A 17,266-nucleotide genomic window follows, 5' to 3' on the forward strand; every position below is an offset into this window, starting at 1 on the left:
TGGCACCCATTTTTTTGTTCTTTTATTTGATTCATTCGCATAAACCGCAAAAACAAAAAAAGACGGAAACCGGAATGCGGTTGCGTCTTTGAATGATTGGCAGCAGATCTATGAACATAAACCCGATCCGAAAATGTAATCCGAAACTGCATCCGAACCGCAAAAAAGCCCCAAAATATCATTTTGGGGCCGTTCCCATCGAACCGGATGTCCCTCCCTTGGAACGACGGGAGCCCGACCATCGTATGGGGCCGCGGAAAGAGTGCTGAAGCGATGCATCATTCGTCCGTATCGGCATGGGATACCGCGTTGCACGGGTGCGTTTTCGTAGTTCCGCCGGTTGTCGTCCATGACGCGGGCCGGCTCCCGGCCAAGGTTAGGGCGGCGTTCCACGGCCGCTTGAAACGCCAAGCCGCGGAACAAATGGCGCAAGGGACGGGGACATCACTATATTGTATAAGGCGGCGCCTGAAGACATGACTATCTTTTTGCGTTTTTTTCGCAGAGCTTACCTGGCCTTGGCCCGTTTTACGGCCATGCCTGCGGGAGGCTTGAATTTGCTTTCCGTCGGGGTATCCGTCTTATTTTCCTCCGGTTTGACCGCAAACAGCGTCAGCAATCCCCCGACCGCGCCCACCGCAGCCATGACGCCGAACAAAACCCAATGGTTTGTTTTCATGAGGAGGGAAACCGCCGGCGGGCCCAAGGACACCCCGATGAAACGCATGCTGCTGTAGAGGGACGTAATGGTTCCGCGCTGCTTCTCGTCGATGCCTTCGGTGATCAGCGCATCCATGCACGGCAGGACCGTGCCGATTCCGGCTCCGCATAACGAAAAAAACGCGACGACGAAAATGATTTGGGCGCTGAAGCCGGTAATGACCAGGCATATGGTCAGTACGGCCATGCCGCAGAATCCCGTCCATTTCATCCGCTTCTTGTTTTTCCCGATGACTTTGCCGGCCACAAACGACGCAAGGCAAAGCACCGCAAGCGGAATCGCGAGCACCAGCCCTTTGATGACGCCGCCCAGTCCGTATTTGCTTTCAAGCGTTTCGGATAAATAAAACAGGACGCCGAACAAAATGAACATGCTGATGCCGCCGACCGCAAAAATGGCGTACAGCCATCTTCCTTTTTCGCGCAAAATGGCCTTCGTATCGCGAAGGAAGCTGCCGATCGAATGATCATCATCATCCTTCTTTTTAGGCGGTTTGACGAAAAACAGAACCATCAGCAATGAAATCACGCATAAGACCGGGATGCTCAGAAACGGCAAATACCAGATCACGCTAGCCAAAGCCGCTCCCAGGATGGGGCTCAGTACTTTGCCGAAGGTATTGGAAGTTTCGATGATCCCCAGGCTTTTGCTGACGTCGTCCTCTTCCTTGAACATGTCTCCGACGAGCGGCAGCACGATCGGAAAAGCTCCGGCCGCTCCGATGCCCTGAAGGAAACGGCCGCCAAGGATAATCCAATAAGCCGCGAGCCCCTCCGTCATCCAAGCTGCCACTCCGGAAAGCGCTCCACCGACAGCGGCAATGATCAAACTGGGGATGATGACGGTTTTCCGGCCGTAGCGGTCGGATAAATAACCCGCGATCGGAATCAGAAGGATGGCAACCACCGCGTAGACGGTAATCAGCATGCTGACCTGGAACGGACCGACATGGAGCTGCTGCGAAATTTGCGGCAAAATGGGAATCAGCATGGAGTTGCCGAGGGTCATGATTAAAGGAATGGAGGCTAAGGCCGCCAAGTCCCATTTTTTGTCTTCCATGACTAAACCACCTTTTATGTTCGGTTAACAACTCGTTATATTGTGGTTTCTTTTGTCCGGAACTATGCAAAACCGCCGCCCCAAGCGGCAAACGCTGGGACGGCGGCATTTCGGTCAGCCTGTTTATGTTTCGACGACGTATTTATCCGGGTCCGCGTCCTGAATAAAGCGGCAAGGCTCGCCCAGGCTGAACATGCGGAGCTGATGCATCGCCCGCGTGCAGGCGGTATAAAACAGTTTGCGCTCGGATTCCCGGCTGTAGGAGTCCGCCGAGGCGTCATAGATGACCACCGCGTCGAATTCCACGCCTTTGGCCAAATAGGACGGAATCACGAGGGTCCCGGTGACGAACGACGGCGTCGTCTTGGCGATTTTTTTCAGCGGAAGACGCTCTTTCAAAGCCTCGTAGACCTGCTCGCATTCCTCGGCCGTTTTGCATATGATCGCCGTATGCTCGTAGCCTTGGCTGTTCAGGTTTTGGATATGCTCGACGATGGCGCGATGCAGCTCTTCCCTGCCGCCCGCCAGATGCAGCCGGGGTTTTTCCCCATGCCGGTTGAAAGGAATGATCGATTCGCCCCCAGGCATCATGCTCCGCGTGAAATCGACGATTTCAAGCGTCGAACGGTAGCTTCGCGTCAGGGAGATGACCTCGGTCGACTCCTCCCCGTACAGCTTTTTGAGCGATTCCAAGCTGCCTTCAAGCGCATCGGTATGCGCATAGATCCCCTGGTTCAGGTCTCCGAGCGCCGTCATCCGCGCACGCGGGAAAATCCGCTTGACGTATTCCAGCTGGAACGGGGAGTAATCCTGCACTTCATCGATGAAAACATGGCGGATGACGTTGTTGGTTTGGAACCCCTTCAGAAGATCCTGCAAATACAGATACGGGGTTACGTCTTCATAAGGAAGCCTTCCTTCGTTCATCTCCCCGACCGTCTGCCTGCCGATTTCCTCATATTCTTCCGGGAGCTTGCCGTCCGCGCTGATGCTCATAAACAAGTCCCGGTTCTGGCACAGCTCCTGATACATCGCCTTCACGTCCACGAACCGCATCCGTTTGATCCATTTCCGCACCGGTTTCAGCCACTCGTTGACGACCATTTTCGCAAGCAGGCTGCGTTCGCGGTCAAAGTCGTCGAAGGTTTCGCTTTTGGCCCCTTGCTTACGGCGGACGCGCGTATATGCCTTCTGGTATTCGTCGGGGTCAAGCAGCTGAATTTGTTCGTCGACCCAAGGCTCCTTCCGTTCCTGCTTAGCGAACTGCGCAAGCTCCTTCAGCAGCCAATCCTTGAGCAGTTCCACGCGGTTGGCAAGACGTACGCTCGGGTCGAAGCCGTAAAACTTCTCCTGCATCGCCTGCTCGGAAACGATCAGACGGCCTTTGAACCGGACCGGCTTGAATTTCATTCCGCTTAGCTCCAAGCGGTCCTTGTATCTCTGTATCGTTTCGAGGAACGCCGTAGACGATTTGTATGCGATCGACGCGCGTTTGACCTTCAGCCACGGACCTTCCTCGGCCTTCAAAATCGTCTCCATCTGCGAAAAGACGTCCTCCAGGTCGAAATCCCGGCCGAGCCGATGCTCCAGATAAGCCTGGAAGGTGGTCTGCAGCATGTTGTCCTCCCCAAGTTCGGGCAGCACGGTCGAAACGTAGCTGTTGAACATCGGGTTCGGGGAAAACAGGATCACCTGATCCGCTTTTAGCGATTCCCGGTATTTATACAATAAATAGGCGACCCTTTGGAGCGCGGCCGAGGTCTTTCCGCTTCCGGCGGCTCCCTGAACGATAAGCATCCGGCTTTTGTCGTTGCGGATCACCGCGTTTTGCTCCTTCTGGATCGTTGCCACGATGCTTTTCATCTGGTTGTCGGAAGAATGGCTGAGCACCTGCTGCAGCAGCTCGTCTCCGATGGTGACGCCGGTGTCGAACATGACCTTAATGCGTCCGTCGCGGATAACGAACTGGCGTTTAAGCTCCATTCGGCCGCTGATTTCCCCGCTTGGCGTCTCGTAGGAAGCCGGGCCGGGCGCCCAGTCGTAATAGAGGCTGGATACCGGGGCGCGCCAGTCGTACACGAGGAACGTTTCCTGATCGTCGTCAAGGAACGAGGCGATGCCGAGATAGATTTTTTCCGTTCGCGTTTGTCCTTCTTCCTTAAAATCGATCCGTCCGAAATACGGCGATTTGACGAGCAGCCGCAGCTTCTTCAGCGTTTCCGAAGCCTGCAGGTGCGCCCGTTCGCGCTCGGACAACACTTGGGATTGCTGACGCAAGCTGGTGGACGTTTCTCCCAGATCGTCGGAACTGCTGAAATTGACCCGGACTTCGTCCCAGAAATCCTTGCGCAGCTCGACGACATCGCCCCGGACGACGCCCACGTCGGCCTCAAGCGCTTCTTTGCGGACGGCGATTTTCCGGGTAACCGAATCGACCCGCCGTTGTTCGTCCTGCCAATCCTGATCGTTCAAGTCCATGCCTGTCTTCATCCCCTTTATATATTTGACAATATCTTTCCCATATGTTATAATGAAAAAGCAATCTCTGTGCATATTGCCCCATTTGTAGGGCCGTATGTTCTATTTTATCAAGAACCATCATGAAAATCAAACGTTTAAGGGGAGCCGATGGGCTCCCCTTTTTGAATGGCCGGAATCGATTCAACTCCGCTTTCAGCGGTTACAGGAACAAAGGCACGATATCGATGCCTTCCGCCGAAATTCGCACCAAGCCTTTATCCGACAAGCGAATTTCCGGGATGACCACCAGCGCCAGCAAAGACAAGGTCATAAACGCATTGTTCAGCGGGCACCCCGCCTGAAGGAGCGCTTGGCTGATCGCCTCGGACTCGCGGGCGACCGTTTCGAACGGCTTGTCCGACATAATGCCCCCTACCGTTAGCGGAAACTCCGTTACGCCTTCTTCGGTCCACATGACCACGCCGCCTTGCATTTCCGCGACCCGGTTGCCTGCGCGCGCCATCAACTCGTCGTCATTGCCGATGACCGTCAAGTTATGGCTGTCATGGGCAACCGTCATCGCAATCGCTGCCGGCTTCACGAACCCGATGCCTTTCACGATGCCCAGCGCGTGCCCGCCGCCTTTGCCATGGCGTTCAAACACCGCCATCTTGCACAGGTCGTCTTTCGGGTCGGGCAGCGCCTTTCCGTTTTTCACGTTCACCTTTACATGCCGCTCCAGGGTGTCCACATGGTTTTCGACGACTTCGATCGCCCGAGCCACGGCTATTCCGTCGGCGACAGGCGCCGCAATGGCAAAATCGCTTGCCGTCAGCGTCCGGTTCAGCTTGACGGTATGAAATGCCGTCGCGGGAAGCTTATAGCGTTCCCAATCCGCGGTCATTCGGCCGTTCTCCGCCACGACCTGCCCCGCGGCAATCGTCATCGTCACGTTGACGTCCGCCAAATTCCCGTCCAGCAGGATAATGTCGGCATAGGCTCCCGGAATGATCGCCCCGATGTCCCGTGACAAACCGAATCTTTCGGCCGTGTTGATCGTGGCCATTTGGAAAGCCGTCACAGGTTTCACGCCTTGCGATATCGCATGCCGGACGACGAAGTTCATGTGACCTTCGTTCATCAGCGACTCGGAGCTGCGGTCATCGGTAACCAGGATCATCCGCCGCGTGTCCAAACCGCCTTCGGTATGCGCTTTGATCGTTGCGGCCACGTCATGCCAAGCCGACCCTTGGCGCATTTTCGCATACATGCCGAGCCGGACGCGTTCGATGACGTCTTCGGCGGTCACGCATTCGTGGTCGCCGTTCACCCCGCTGGCCGCGTATACCGGCAGACGCCAATCGTCCGATTTCCATGTGAAATGCCCGTCGGCGAATTTTCCCGCGGCCAGTGTCGCCTGGATCTCCCCGATCATCTTATCGTCGCCGTACACGACGCCCGGGAAATTCATCACTTCGCCGAGGCCGATCATGTCGTCTCCCCAGCCCAGCGCTTCGGCAACCTCTTCCGGCCCGATGAAAGCCCCCGTCGTTTCGAGGCCCGGATGCGTCGAAGGAACGCAGGACGCGACCTGCATATATGCCGCAAGCGGAGTGGATCTCGCTTCCTCCAGCATAAACCGGAGCCCGTCCAGTCCCAGCACGTTGGATATTTCATGGGCATCGAAAAAACCGCCGGTCGTGCCAAGCGGCAGCACCGCCCGGGCAAACTCCGTCGCCGTCATTTGCGTGCTTTCGATATGGCAGTGGCCGTCAAGCAAACCCGGCGCCGCATATCTGCCTCCGCCGTCGATGACCTTCGTTTCTTCGCCGATCGTGTGGCTGACGTCCCGGCCTACGTATACGATGCGGGCGCCTCTTGCCGCGATCGACATGCCCGGAAGGATCTCGCCCGATACGACGTTCACCAAACGAACGTTTTGAATGACCAAAGTCGCTTTCAGATCGCCGCGGGCGGCGGCCACCAGCTCCGGCACGCATTCCGCGAAAGGGCGTCTTCCCCATGCTGTCTTTTTCAAAGTAAACCCTCCATTTCTCTTTAACCAAACCTCAATCCATCGTAACGACCAATTCTCATCATCATACATCCGCCCGGAAGCAAAAATCAATTCTTTAAAATTCTTAAGATTTTCTTAGCCGGTGCTTAAACTGTCGCGGATAAGATGGAAATAATAAATTTGTGAAATACATAGTTAAGCGGGGTAGAGTGAAAATGAAGGTTATTCGTAAGAGAAAAAAGAAAAAACACGTGCTTGCGCTGTCGCTGCTGTTTTTGGCGGCGCTGGCCGCTTCGGCGTCATCCATTCGGTTTCCTACGTTCAAAATCGACGCATCCGCGTCCGTGCTTATGGATGTGAAGACCGGAAAGGTATATTATGAACATAACGCATCGGCGGCACTGCCGCCTGCAAGCATGTCGAAAATGATGACGGAACTGCTGGTGCTGAAAAACATCAAGGAAGGGCGCCATTCCTGGAACGAAACCGTCACGGCCAGCCGGTATGCCGCCAACGTGACCGGGGCGGAGGTCGGACTTAAGCCCGGGGAATCGCTTCCGCTACGGACCATGTTCGAGGCGATGGCCATCCATTCCGCCAACGATGCCGCCATTGCCCTCGCGGAGCATATCAGCGGAAGCGAGCAGGAATTCGTGAAGCTCATGAACGAAACGGCCCGGGAGATCGGATTATCGGGGCAAACCGTGTTCGGCAACGCGACAGGGTTATCTTCGCAGGATTTGCGCCCGTTCAAATCGGCGGCTTCGGAACGGGAAACGATGATGACGGCCAAGGATTTGGCCATCCTGACGCGTTATCTGATCCGGACTTATCCGGAGATTTTGGACGTTACCGCCAAAACGGAGCTGCATATTCCCGAGAAACGCATGACGCTTCATACGACCAACGCCATGCTTCCGGGCGAGGCTTTTGCTTACGGCGGCAACGACGGCTTTAAAACGGGGTATACCCAAAGGGCCGGCTACTGCTTTACGGGAACGGCCGAACGGGACGGAAAGCGGTTCGTCGCCGTCGTCATGGGAGCGCCCGATGCCGGAAAACGGTTTGAGGACGCCGCCAAAATGTTCAATTATGCCTTTGAGGGCGGCGGCATTCCCGTGGTCGGGAGATGGTTTGCATCAGCAGAATAATCGTGAATTGTTGACTTGGAGGATCATGGAATGAGGAATATATTGGTCGTGGACGACGACAAAGAAATCGCGAATTTGATCTCTATTTATTTGAAAAACGAAGGGTTTAACATCCGCTGCGCCCATGACGGCGAGGAAGCGCTGAAACTGCTGAACGATCCGAACGAGCCGTTCGATCTGGTCATCCTCGACGTCATGATGCCGAAAATGAACGGACTGGAGGTTTGCCGGCAGGTACGGGACACCGCCTCCGTCATCCCGATCCTGATGCTCAGCGCCAAAACGGAGGACATGGACAAAATTCTCGGCCTCATGACCGGGGCCGACGATTATATGATCAAGCCCTTTAATCCGCTGGAATTGACCGTTCGGGTCAAAACCCTCCTGCGCCGCACCTTTCAATACAACACGGACACGCGCAGCCAGGATGACGCCGTCCTGCGCATCCAGGACGTCGAAATCAACCGCAGCACGCACCGCGTCATCGCCGACGGCAACGACATCCAGCTGACCGGAAGGGAATTCGACATTTTGAGCCTGCTTGCTTCGCATCCGGGGCGGGTGTTCAGCGCAGAGGAAATTTTCCAGCGGGTCTGGAAAGAAAAATATTATGTATCCAACAATACGGTCATGGTTCACATCAGCAATCTGCGGGACAAGCTGGAGAAGGAGCTCGGCTACAAGCTGATTCAAACCGTGTGGGGAGTAGGTTATAAAATCGATGCATAGTTTCTTTAATAAACTGCAGTGGAAGATCATCCTGCTGTTCTTTTTCAGCCTTGGTCTGACGTTTGCCACGCTTTTTGTGCTCGTAGAGGTTCTAGACGCCGTATACCACCGCTATTTTCATCAGCTGTACCCGATCGTGATTCGGATCATCGGCTTGAACAAGTACGTCGGCTTTTCGCTTTGGCAGTCGGTTATAGTCCTTTTTCTTTTTATCTTTTACGTCATGCTGCTAAGCTGGGGAACCACGCGAAAGTTCACCCGCATCATCCGCGGGGTGAAAAAAATGGCCGACGGCGATCTGGGCGAGCGCATTCCGGTGCGCTCCAAGGACGAGATCGGCCTGCTTGCGGACCAGATCAACGCGATGGCAAAGCAGCTGCAGCTCTCCCTTCAGGAGGAGCGGATGGCGACGCAGGCGAAAAACGAGCTGATCACCAACGTTTCCCATGATTTGCGGACGCCGCTGACGTCGATCATCGGTTATTTGCGGCTCATCGAGGAGGATAAATACAAAGACGAGGTCGAGCTTCGTTATTACGTCAATATCGCGTATGAAAAATCGAAGCGCATGAACCGGCTCGTCAACGACCTGTTCGATTATACCCGCATGGGCTTCGGCCAAATTCCGCTCAACCGCACCTCCATCGACCTGGTGCAGCTGGTTGGGCAATTGACGGCCGAATTTACGCTGCAGGTTCGGAACCATAAGATGGAGATCGAATGGTATCCGCCGCAGGAGAAACTGATCGTCCACGGCGACGGCGATAAGTTGATGCAGGCCTTCGAGAACCTGATCACCAATGCGATCCGCTACGGCAAAGACGGCAAAAGAATCGAAATTCACGCCGCAAAGGAAAACGATCTGGCCGTCGTGCGAATCGTCAACTTCGGCGCACCGATCCCTTCGATGGATCTGCCGTACATTTTCGACCGGTTTTACCGCGTGGAAAAATCCCGTTCACTGGATACGGGCGGCGCGGGCCTCGGACTGGCCATCGTCAAAAGCATCATCGAGCTGCATGAAGGCAGCATCATCGCCGTCAGCAATCCGCAGCAGACCGAATTTATCGCCCGGCTCCCGCTTCAATCCGGATAAACGGCCGTTTCATTGAAAAAGAGGCTTGTCTTGGGGAATTTTTTCCCCGTTAGACAGCCTCTTTCCTATAGGTCGCATTCGTCTTATTTTTTCAGCCATGACAACCACAACGCTTCATCGTCCGATTTATGATAATGCTCCACGAGACGGTTCAGACGCTCCAATTGATACCCGTAATCGTACATCGTCGACGCGACGATCGACAGGCGCAGCCGGCTTTCCGGCTGCTCGGCGGAATACTTCAGAACTTCCTTGACGAACTCCTCGCTTTCCTGAAGCAGCAGGCTAGCCTCCACGCTGTTCGGCTTCAAATTATCCTCGAATTTCAGCAGCACGTGCTCATGGAGTTTGATCAGCTTTTCAAGCTGCGTATCGAACAAAACATCGGTTTCCTCCGAACGTTCCGATTGGAAATAATGCTCCTCCACCGCATCAAGCACTTCCCGCCCTTTCCGCAGCGCATTCAGCATTTGCTTGTATACCACCAGATGGCGGTTTTGGCTGAACGAAGCCCGTTTCATCTTCTTCTGCTCTTCTTCGAGCAGCTTATATTTATCCGTTAACGATTTGATGGAATCTTCGAGCGCCCGCTTTTTGTCGCGGAAAATGTTTTCCTTGATCTCGTCGGAAATCGCCGTGCGCATCAGAAGCGACATCTGGTCGAAGGTCGTTTGGATCTGGGCGGTAAACTGCACTTTCGGCTTCGGCGGGAACAGCAGGATGTTGATCAAAAACGCCGACACGATCCCGATCAAACTAAGGGAAAAACGCGTCAAAGCAAATTGCCACTGGCCGGAAGCTTCCATGACGACGATGACCGTGACGAGGGTCAAACCGATCGTATCCCCCATTTTGAGCTTCAAACAAATCATGATGACGATAATGCATACCAGTCCGACCGCGATCGGTTCGTTCGAAAACACCAGCCCCGCAATAAGAGCCAACACAGCGCCCAGCGTATTGGTCTGGAGCTGGTCCAAAAAATAACGCCAGGAACGGTAAATGGACGGCTGCATCGCAAAAATGGCTGCTACAGCCGCGATGACCGGCGAGGATAAATGCAGCCACATGCTGATGTATAATGCGAGCGTGACGGCGATTCCCGTCTTTAACATTCGCGCTCCGAATGTCACGGCTTCATCTCCTCCTCATTTTGAATCCGCAATTTGAATGATTTATACGATAAAAAACCGGTCTCTGTTTCATTTTTCCTCTATACGAAATGTTACCCGATGTTTTTGGTTATGATGCAGCCCGCTTCCTCGGTCCTTGCCTCCAAAAAAGAAAGTATGTTTTTTCCAAAAAGGCCCATAATAAGTAGAGTCTTATGAAAGAATGACCATAACATCAAAGAGGTGACAAGATGAACCCGTTCAGAAAAACGATATTGGCAGGAGCCCTTTCCTGCATTTTGGCCGGAGGGGCTTTGTCCTTCGGGCATACAGCGGCGGCGGACCAGGCGCAGACAACGCCCTCCGAGGTGAAACCCGGGACGGAAACCGAAAAACGCGATGGGGAGCATCACAGACGCAACGGGCACCACGGCCGCAAATTCGTATTGTTCAAGGACGCAGCCACCCTGCTGGATATGACCGAAACCGATTTGAAAAAAGAATGGAAGCAAGGCAAAACGCTCCAGCAAATCGCCAAAGAGAAAAAGAACTGGGATGCCGAAGTGTTCGTGCAGAAGCTCGCCGCCGTACAAAGCGCCAAAATCGATAAGGCGGTAAAAGACGGCAAAATGACGAGCCAGCAGGCGGAGCAGCTGAAGAAAAAGCTTCCGGGCATGCTGAAACGCTTCACGCAGCATCAGTACCATCCGAGCCAGGAACGCCGGTTGCCGGCCGCCCACTCCGCGATTTGACTTTTTGGCGACACAATAAAATCCTAACGGACTTCGTTAGGATTTTTTGTTTTGCTATCCCCTTTTTTTCGCGTCCGTCTTCTGCCGGGTTTTTCGCGGTTCCCTGAGGTGGTTGTTGACCGGCACATCCAGCAGATCGAGCAGGAACATGAACACCGGCACGCCGAGGATCAGCCCCCACACCCCGAAGAAATGCTCGGAAACGATCAGCACCGCAAACGTGTAAAAAATCGGAAGATGCGTCTTGTCGGACATGAACTTCGGGTTCATGACGTAAGCTTCGAACGCGTGCAGAACAGCCACCATCAGCAAGACGTAAATGACCTTCGGAAGCCCTCCGATGCTGAAGGCGATGGCGCAGAGCGGAATAAGCGAAACGATCACGCCCATGACCGGAATGAGTCCTAGCAGGAAGATCATGATCCCGAGCGCAAACAAATTCGGAAAACCCATGATCCATAAAAACAACGTCGAAAAGACCGCGTTGATGACCGATATCAAAAATTGGACTTCGATCACTTTGCCGAACGAATCCGTGAATTTTTTTCCGAAGTAGGCCAGCTCGTCGTATACATAGGATAATTTGCTTGTTCTGAATTTTCCCGTGAAACTTGTCACTTTCTCCTTCTCAAGCATGAAAAACAAGCTCATGATGATGGCAAGCGCCAAATTCAAGCTGAACTTTCCTACGTTGGAAATGGTGCTCGATACGATGTCAAACCCCTGTTTGATGTAGGCCGCAACATCGATTTTGTGGATATAATCCAAAATATAATTCATGACTTCATTGTTCGTCAGCACCAACGGATTGCTGTAAAAATAAATGACCTGGTTGATCAAGCCGTTGAGCTCCGCGATCAGCTTGGGCGCATACATGTAAGCCCCGATCGACAATGCGGCCACAAACAGCACGTAGATCAGGATGAGCGCGATTTTTTTGCTGATCCCCATCCGGTTCGTGTAACGCCGGGTCACGGAAGAATGCACCCGGTTCACGAGGTATGTAAGAATGAAGGTGATCAGGATCAGGTTCATCATGCTTCTGAACAGGTACATGAACAGGATGAGCAGGATGAGCACCACGCCTCTTTTTACGGCAGGAAGCTGCAGCACTTCTTTCATTGACGTCATTGCTTTGCAATCATTCTCCTTTTATCTTTAAAGTTTCTCTCCATGTTTGGCTTGCAAAGTTCTCTATGCTTCCATATTACGCGAGGCCCGGCTTTCCATGCAAGTTTCCTGAATGCCTCCAATATTTTTCGAATAACAGAATCGAAACCATCAGCCATGCCGCGCTCGCCAAAAATCCTCCAAGCACGTCGCTCGGGTAATGAACCCCCAAATAGATCCGGCTGATGCCGATCAGGAGCGTTAACGCAACCCCGGCCGCAATCATGGCGATTCTTCCAGCAAGAAAAGGGATGTGCCTCCACACCAAAAATGCAAACGCGCCGTACAGCGAAAAGGCTCCCATCGAATGGCCGCTCGGAAAACTGTAGCCCGTAATCTCGATCAACCGGTGCGTATTGGGTCTGTCCCGCTGAATGGCGTACTTCAGAAGCAGGTTCCATAGCTCGGAACCGCCTACCGCCGTCAAAAACATCAGCAGCTCGCGCCGGTGCTTCAGGACGACCATCAGGAAAAAGAATGCCAAGACGGAAAGGATGACCGCCATCAGCGAGGACCCTAAAAAGGTAAACCATTTCATGACGCGCGTCAGTCCGTCGTTCTCCAACCCCTGCACGGCCCGGATGACGGCATCGTCGAACCATGCGATGTGACCGGTCTCAATCAAAACGGCCACGATCAAAAACAAAACGGCAAAAATAAACGCGGCGGTAATCAACTTTCGCAGCCGTTCGCGCCTTAATGTCATATTACGAATTTCCTCCCGTCTTTTGGATCAGGCTTCTTGCAGCCCTTCATTATTATCCACAAACCATATGCTTTTGTCACGCGTAAGCGTCCCTTAAAATGCAACGAAGCAACGGCCATCGGCCGCTGCTTCGTTTCGGGGTCGAGTCCGGTATGTAACAAGACCCTTTGGATGGAAAGGATTAGAATCCTTTGTATTGCGGTTCTTCGTTTTCAAGCTGCTGAACTCTGCTTTCCACCTGCTGCACGATTTGCTGGGTTTGCTGCGCGGCAGCGGTGAACAGGTTTTTGGCCTCTTGGTTTTGCGTGCTGAGCGCAAACGTCTCCAAGCTGGCTTGGGCGCTCTTCAGAGAAGCGAGAGTCGTTTTTACCTGGGAAGCTACTGTCATCTCGGTCACACCTCCTTCGAATGCAAAAGTACGAATCATAATCTAACCTGCATGGATTGAAAAAATTCATAAAATGAAGGAACGATGCAAATAATTTGGTTATTCAGACTGAAATGGGGGTTATGTTATGCCGGAATGGGTCGAGGTCATTGTCCGCACCCTGGCATCGATCATCGTATTGTTTGGTTTAACCAAGCTGCTCGGCAAGAGGCAGATTTCCCAGCTCTCCTTCTTCGAATACATTACGGGGATTACGATCGGGGATCTGGCGGCGGCAATCTCGCTTAACGTCAAGGAAGCCTGGTATTTGGGAGTCATCTCATTGACCGTTTGGGTGCTCGTATCGTTAGGCATCGAATTTTTGCAGCTCAAGAGCAAAAAGGCGCGGGATTTCATCGACAGCAAAAGCACCGTCCTGATCAAAGACGGCAAAATCATGGAGGACAATCTCAAAAAAGAGCGGCTGTCCAATGAGGAGCTGATGCAGCTGCTCCGGACCAAAAATGCCTTCAAAGCGGCAGAAGTCGAGTTTGCCCTCATGGAACCCAACGGCGAAATCAACGTTCTCCTCAAAAAGGAAAACCAGCCGCTTACGCCGACGCATCTGGGCATTAAGGTCGGGCCCGAATCCGAGCCGCAAACCGTCATTCTCGACGGCAAGGTGATGGACGAACCCCTCGCGACGCGGGGGCTCAACCGGAGCTGGCTTCATACGGAGCTTGAAAAACTCGGGGTTTCGCTCGACAACGTGTTTATCGGACAAGTGGATGCCTACGGTCAGCTGTACGTCGATTTGTTCGACGATCAGGTCAAAGTTCCCCAGCCGCAGCAAAAAGCATCGCTGTACGCGAATCTGAAAAAATGCCAGGCGGATCTTGAAATGTTCGGATTATCCACGGACCGGGCGGAGGCCAAAACGCTGTATGAGCAATGCTCAAACCAGCTTGAACAGGTCATCTCCGACGTCAAGCCGTTATTAACGCGTTAGGAGGACAAAAAGATCATGGTCAGCAAAAAGAAAAAAAAGCTCACCCCTGTCATGCAGGAATATCAAGCCCTGGCCAAAAAACGCGAGCCGAGCAAATTTGCTTTCATTAAATTATGCAGAGCTTTCCTGGTTGGCGGCCTCATCTGCCTTTTGGGACAAATCATCCAGCAGCTGTTCGTTCATTTCGGCGGTTTCAGCATCAAGGAAGCCGGCAGCCCGACCGTCGGCGTGCTGGTTCTGATCTCGGTCATTCTGACAAGCCTCGGCGTATACGATAAAATCGCCCAATGGGCCGGGGCGGGCACGGCCGTGCCGGTGACCGGCTTTGCCAATGCGATGGCCTCGGCCGCCATCGAATACCGCCGGGACGGAATCGTGCTCGGCATAGGCGGGAGCATTTTCAAGGTTGCCGGGCCCGTGATCGTGTTCGGCACGGTAGCGGCATTTGCCGTCGGCATCGCCCACATCATCTTTGATCCCAACATCGTAGGAGGTTGAACCGAACATGCTGAAAGGCCATCAAAGCTGGGTTTTTGACAATAAGCCTTCCATCCTTTCCGCCGCGACGTCCGTCGGGCCCTTTGAAGGACAAGGCCCGCTCGCCGAGGACTTCGATATCGTCCACAGCGAGCTGTATCTCGGGCAGGACAGCTGGGAGAAAGCCGAAAAGGCCTTCCTTGAGGAAGCGGCCAAAATGGCGATCCAGCATGCCGGATTGACCGAAGGGCAAATCCAGTTCCATTTCGGCGGCGACCTGATGAACCAGATCATTTCGAGCAGCTTTGCCGCCCGAACGCTGGCGATTCCGTATTTCGGGCTGTTCGGCGCCTGCTCCACGTCGATGGAAAGCCTGGCGCTCGCCGCTTACGTCGTCAACTCCGGCGGGGCGAAACATACGCTTGCCGCCACCTGCAGCCATAACGCAAGCGTCGAAAAGCAGTTCAGGTATCCGACCGAATACGGGTCGCAAAAACCGCCGACGGCCCAATTTACCGTTACCGGCGCCGGCGCCGCCGTGCTAGGGCGGGAAGGGAACGGGCCGTACGTCACATCGGCAACGATCGGACGCGTCGTCGACATGGGCATGACCGATCCGTTTAACATGGGAGCCGCCATGGCCCCGGCCGCGGTCGACACGATCCAAGCCCATTTCCGCGATCTTCAGATCGAACCCGGTTATTACGACCTTATCGTTACCGGGGACCTGTCGAAGGTCGGATACGAAATCGCCTGCGATTTGTTCAAAAAACATAACATCCCGATGGAGCAGACGACGTACTCGGATTGCGGCATGATGATCTACGATTACAAAACCCAAAACGTGCAAGCCGGAGCGAGCGGCTGCGCCTGCTCGGCGGTCGTCACTTACGGCCATTTGCTGAACCGGATGCGCCGCGGCGAACTGAACCGGATTTTGGTCGTCGCTACCGGGGCCCTTCTGTCCCCGCTGTCTTATCAGCAGAACGAATCGATCCCGTGCATCGCCCACGCGGTGTCCATCGAACGGGAAAAATAAATCGGATGGCAAACATGGCTGTTTTTGCTGCTAATGGCGGAAAACGGCCATGTTTTTTTGCCGTTTCTTAAAACCTCATTAAAATTTTTTGTTCACAATTTATTTCTTCTTAAGGATAAATGCTCCCGAATCTGGTAAAGTGATACGCATAAGTGTTATTGTTATATCAAAGGAGGAGTTAGATTTAATGTCGGAAAAAGAAAAAGACACATTGAATGAAGAAAACCTCACACCTGAAGAACAATCGGGGGTAAACCAAGGGCAGGACGCGCTGTCTTCGGACAAGCCTGCCGCGGAAAAGCCGGCTCCGGCAAAGACAGACAAGGACGCTCCGGCCTCCGCCCATGCAGCCAAAACGCCTAAAGCGGGTTCCGTACCGCCGACGCCGGCTCCTGCCTCGGGCAACAAATTGTGGATGGTCGTTTCCTTGGTGCTGGCGATCGTGCTGGTCGTCGTGCTGATCAAACCGCCGTTCGCCAAAGGCGGCAGCAGCGAAGCGGTCGCAACGGTCAACGGCGAAAAAATTACGAAAGACAAGCTTTACGGCGCATTGGTCAAAGTCGGCGGCACGCAAACGCTGGACAACCTGATCTCGGAAACGCTTCTGAACCAGGAGCTTTCCAAAAAAGGCCTCAAGGTTGCTCAAGCCGATATCGATAAAGAAAAAGAGTTCATCAAAAAACAATACGGCGACGAAGAAACGTTCCAATCGGCGTTGATGCAAAGCGGCATGTCCGAAGAGGACTTCAACGATCAAATGGAAATGCAGGCCAAGCTGCGCAAGCTGCTGGAGCCGGAAGTCAAAGTCACCGACGAAGACGTGAAAAAATATTTCGAAGAAAACAAAGCTTCCTACGACACGCCTGAAGAGGTCAAAGCATCCCATATCCTCGTAGCCACCAAGGAAGAAGCCGAAGACATCCTGAAGCAGCTGAAAAACGGCGCGGATTTCGCGAAGCTGGCCAAGGAAAAATCGACGGATCCGGGCTCCAAGGATCAAGGCGGCGATCTCGGGTACTTCCCTCGCGGCAAAATGGCCAAGGAGTTCGAAGATACGGCGTTTAAGCTGAAGGACGGCGAACTGAGCGGCGTGGTCAAGACCGACTTCGGTTACCATATCATCAAGAGAACAGGTTATAAAGCAGCCCATGCGGCGACGCTCGACGAGAAAAAAGCGGACATCAAGGAGCAGCTGATCTTCCAGCAGCTCATGCAAAAAGCTCCGACTTGGCTCGCCGACATCAAAGCAAAAGCGAAAATTACGAACAGCCTGGAAAAAGCGGAAGCTTCCAATAAAGAAGAAAGCAAATAATCGGTACATCAAAAAGGATACGCCAGGCGGCGTATCCTTTTTTGCGTTGGCGTATCCTTTTTTGCGTTCAGGATAAGATTTCGGGATTT

At 53.5% G+C, this 17,266-nt stretch carries 15 protein-coding genes; 8 read left to right on the plus strand and 7 right to left on the minus strand.

What is annotated here, in order from left to right:
- Positions 1-508: 508 nt before the first annotated feature.
- The 3 genes from MKY58_RS17885 to MKY58_RS17895 all read right to left on the minus strand — a co-directional run bounded on the left by MKY58_RS17885 (position 509) and on the right by MKY58_RS17895 (position 6,278).
- Positions 509-1,780: an MFS transporter gene (locus MKY58_RS17885; protein WP_339321437.1), complete on the minus strand. Its 1,272-nt coding sequence runs from the start codon at positions 1,778-1,780 to the stop codon at positions 509-511.
- A gap of 123 nt (positions 1,781-1,903) precedes the next feature.
- A complete protein-coding gene (gene helD, locus MKY58_RS17890; protein ID WP_339321438.1) occupies positions 1,904-4,258 on the minus strand; it encodes an RNA polymerase recycling motor HelD in 2,355 nt (784 codons plus the stop codon).
- Between the two features lie 202 nt (positions 4,259-4,460).
- The gene (locus MKY58_RS17895; protein WP_339321439.1) at positions 4,461-6,278 is read right to left on the minus strand and encodes an adenine deaminase C-terminal domain-containing protein; all 1,818 of its coding nucleotides are present in this window, start codon (positions 6,276-6,278) and stop codon (positions 4,461-4,463) included.
- A 194-nt stretch (positions 6,279-6,472) separates the two neighbouring features.
- Here MKY58_RS17895 and MKY58_RS17900 point away from each other — a divergent pair, with 194 nt between their 5' ends.
- The 3 genes from MKY58_RS17900 to MKY58_RS17910 are packed head-to-tail and all read left to right on the plus strand — an operon-like array spanning position 6,473 to position 9,233.
- A complete protein-coding gene (locus MKY58_RS17900) occupies positions 6,473-7,408 on the plus strand; it encodes a D-alanyl-D-alanine carboxypeptidase family protein (RefSeq protein ID WP_339321440.1) in 936 nt (311 codons plus the stop codon).
- 30 nt (positions 7,409-7,438) lie between these two features.
- Entirely contained in the window at positions 7,439-8,137 is a 699-nt protein-coding gene (locus MKY58_RS17905) for a response regulator transcription factor (protein WP_339321441.1), read from the plus strand.
- Complete coding sequence (locus MKY58_RS17910) at positions 8,130-9,233, plus strand: HAMP domain-containing sensor histidine kinase (protein WP_339321442.1); 1,104 nt, start codon at positions 8,130-8,132, stop codon at positions 9,231-9,233. The genes MKY58_RS17905 and MKY58_RS17910 overlap by 8 nt, the downstream gene beginning before the upstream one ends.
- 83 nt (positions 9,234-9,316) lie before the next feature.
- On the opposite strand, the gene MKY58_RS17915 is transcribed toward MKY58_RS17910, so the two are convergent.
- Positions 9,317-10,366, minus strand: a complete 1,050-nt coding sequence (locus MKY58_RS17915) for an aromatic acid exporter family protein (RefSeq protein ID WP_339321443.1) — start codon at positions 10,364-10,366, stop codon at positions 9,317-9,319.
- Between the two features lie 230 nt (positions 10,367-10,596).
- Here MKY58_RS17915 and MKY58_RS17920 point away from each other — a divergent pair, with 230 nt between their 5' ends.
- Positions 10,597-11,097 carry a hypothetical protein gene (locus tag MKY58_RS17920; RefSeq protein WP_339321444.1) on the plus strand — a complete coding sequence of 167 codons (501 nt, stop codon included), beginning with the start codon at positions 10,597-10,599 and terminating at the stop codon, positions 11,095-11,097.
- A 54-nt stretch (positions 11,098-11,151) separates the two neighbouring features.
- Here the strand turns inward: MKY58_RS17920 and MKY58_RS17925 are convergent, their stop codons facing one another.
- The 3 genes from MKY58_RS17925 to MKY58_RS17935 all read right to left on the minus strand — a co-directional run bounded on the left by MKY58_RS17925 (position 11,152) and on the right by MKY58_RS17935 (position 13,361).
- The gene (locus MKY58_RS17925; protein ID WP_339321445.1) at positions 11,152-12,228 is read right to left on the minus strand and encodes an AI-2E family transporter; all 1,077 of its coding nucleotides are present in this window, start codon (positions 12,226-12,228) and stop codon (positions 11,152-11,154) included.
- A gap of 76 nt (positions 12,229-12,304) precedes the next feature.
- Positions 12,305-12,973: a phosphatase PAP2 family protein gene (locus tag MKY58_RS17930; RefSeq protein ID WP_339321446.1), complete on the minus strand. Its 669-nt coding sequence runs from the start codon at positions 12,971-12,973 to the stop codon at positions 12,305-12,307.
- A 181-nt stretch (positions 12,974-13,154) separates the two neighbouring features.
- The gene (locus MKY58_RS17935; protein ID WP_036711707.1) at positions 13,155-13,361 is read right to left on the minus strand and encodes a DUF1657 domain-containing protein; all 207 of its coding nucleotides are present in this window, start codon (positions 13,359-13,361) and stop codon (positions 13,155-13,157) included.
- A gap of 127 nt (positions 13,362-13,488) precedes the next feature.
- Between MKY58_RS17935 and MKY58_RS17940 the strand changes: the two genes are divergently transcribed.
- From MKY58_RS17940 to MKY58_RS17955, 4 genes are all read left to right on the plus strand, one after another.
- A complete protein-coding gene (locus MKY58_RS17940; RefSeq protein ID WP_339321447.1) occupies positions 13,489-14,349 on the plus strand; it encodes a DUF421 domain-containing protein in 861 nt (286 codons plus the stop codon).
- Positions 14,350-14,364: 15 nt separating this feature from the next.
- Positions 14,365-14,847, plus strand: a complete 483-nt coding sequence (gene spoVAC / locus MKY58_RS17945; RefSeq protein WP_339321448.1) for a stage V sporulation protein AC — start codon at positions 14,365-14,367, stop codon at positions 14,845-14,847.
- A gap of 7 nt (positions 14,848-14,854) precedes the next feature.
- Complete coding sequence (spoVAD, locus tag MKY58_RS17950; protein ID WP_339321449.1) at positions 14,855-15,865, plus strand: stage V sporulation protein AD; 1,011 nt, start codon at positions 14,855-14,857, stop codon at positions 15,863-15,865.
- A 187-nt stretch (positions 15,866-16,052) separates the two neighbouring features.
- Positions 16,053-17,177 (plus strand): peptidylprolyl isomerase, encoded by a 1,125-nt coding sequence (locus MKY58_RS17955; protein WP_339321450.1) that lies wholly within the window; start codon positions 16,053-16,055, stop codon positions 17,175-17,177.
- Positions 17,178-17,266: the final 89 nt, after the last annotated feature.

The sequence above is a fragment of the Paenibacillus sp. FSL W8-0194 genome (assembly GCF_037969745.1).
GTDB classification, from domain to species: Bacteria; Bacillota; Bacilli; order Paenibacillales; family Paenibacillaceae; genus Paenibacillus_AQ; species Paenibacillus_AQ cookii.

What these genes read in the sequence shown, in the direction of transcription:
- MKY58_RS17955 (WP_339321450.1), top strand. Translation starts at nt 16,053, where the DNA reads ATGTCGGAAAAAGAAAAAGACACATTGAATGAAGAAAACCTCACACCT.
- MKY58_RS17930 (WP_339321446.1), bottom strand. Translation starts at nt 12,973, where the DNA reads ATGACATTAAGGCGCGAACGGCTGCGAAAGTTGATTACCGCCGCGTTT.
- MKY58_RS17900 (WP_339321440.1), top strand. Translation starts at nt 6,473, where the DNA reads ATGAAGGTTATTCGTAAGAGAAAAAAGAAAAAACACGTGCTTGCGCTG.
- MKY58_RS17940 (WP_339321447.1), top strand. Translation starts at nt 13,489, where the DNA reads ATGCCGGAATGGGTCGAGGTCATTGTCCGCACCCTGGCATCGATCATC.
- helD (WP_339321438.1), bottom strand. Translation starts at nt 4,258, where the DNA reads ATGGACTTGAACGATCAGGATTGGCAGGACGAACAACGGCGGGTCGAT.
- MKY58_RS17910 (WP_339321442.1), top strand. Translation starts at nt 8,130, where the DNA reads ATGCATAGTTTCTTTAATAAACTGCAGTGGAAGATCATCCTGCTGTTC.
- MKY58_RS17935 (WP_036711707.1), bottom strand. Translation starts at nt 13,361, where the DNA reads ATGACAGTAGCTTCCCAGGTAAAAACGACTCTCGCTTCTCTGAAGAGC.
- MKY58_RS17885 (WP_339321437.1), bottom strand. Translation starts at nt 1,780, where the DNA reads ATGGAAGACAAAAAATGGGACTTGGCGGCCTTAGCCTCCATTCCTTTA.
- spoVAC (WP_339321448.1), top strand. Translation starts at nt 14,365, where the DNA reads ATGGTCAGCAAAAAGAAAAAAAAGCTCACCCCTGTCATGCAGGAATAT.
- MKY58_RS17925 (WP_339321445.1), bottom strand. Translation starts at nt 12,228, where the DNA reads ATGACGTCAATGAAAGAAGTGCTGCAGCTTCCTGCCGTAAAAAGAGGC.
- spoVAD (WP_339321449.1), top strand. Translation starts at nt 14,855, where the DNA reads ATGCTGAAAGGCCATCAAAGCTGGGTTTTTGACAATAAGCCTTCCATC.
- MKY58_RS17905 (WP_339321441.1), top strand. Translation starts at nt 7,439, where the DNA reads ATGAGGAATATATTGGTCGTGGACGACGACAAAGAAATCGCGAATTTG.
- MKY58_RS17920 (WP_339321444.1), top strand. Translation starts at nt 10,597, where the DNA reads ATGAACCCGTTCAGAAAAACGATATTGGCAGGAGCCCTTTCCTGCATT.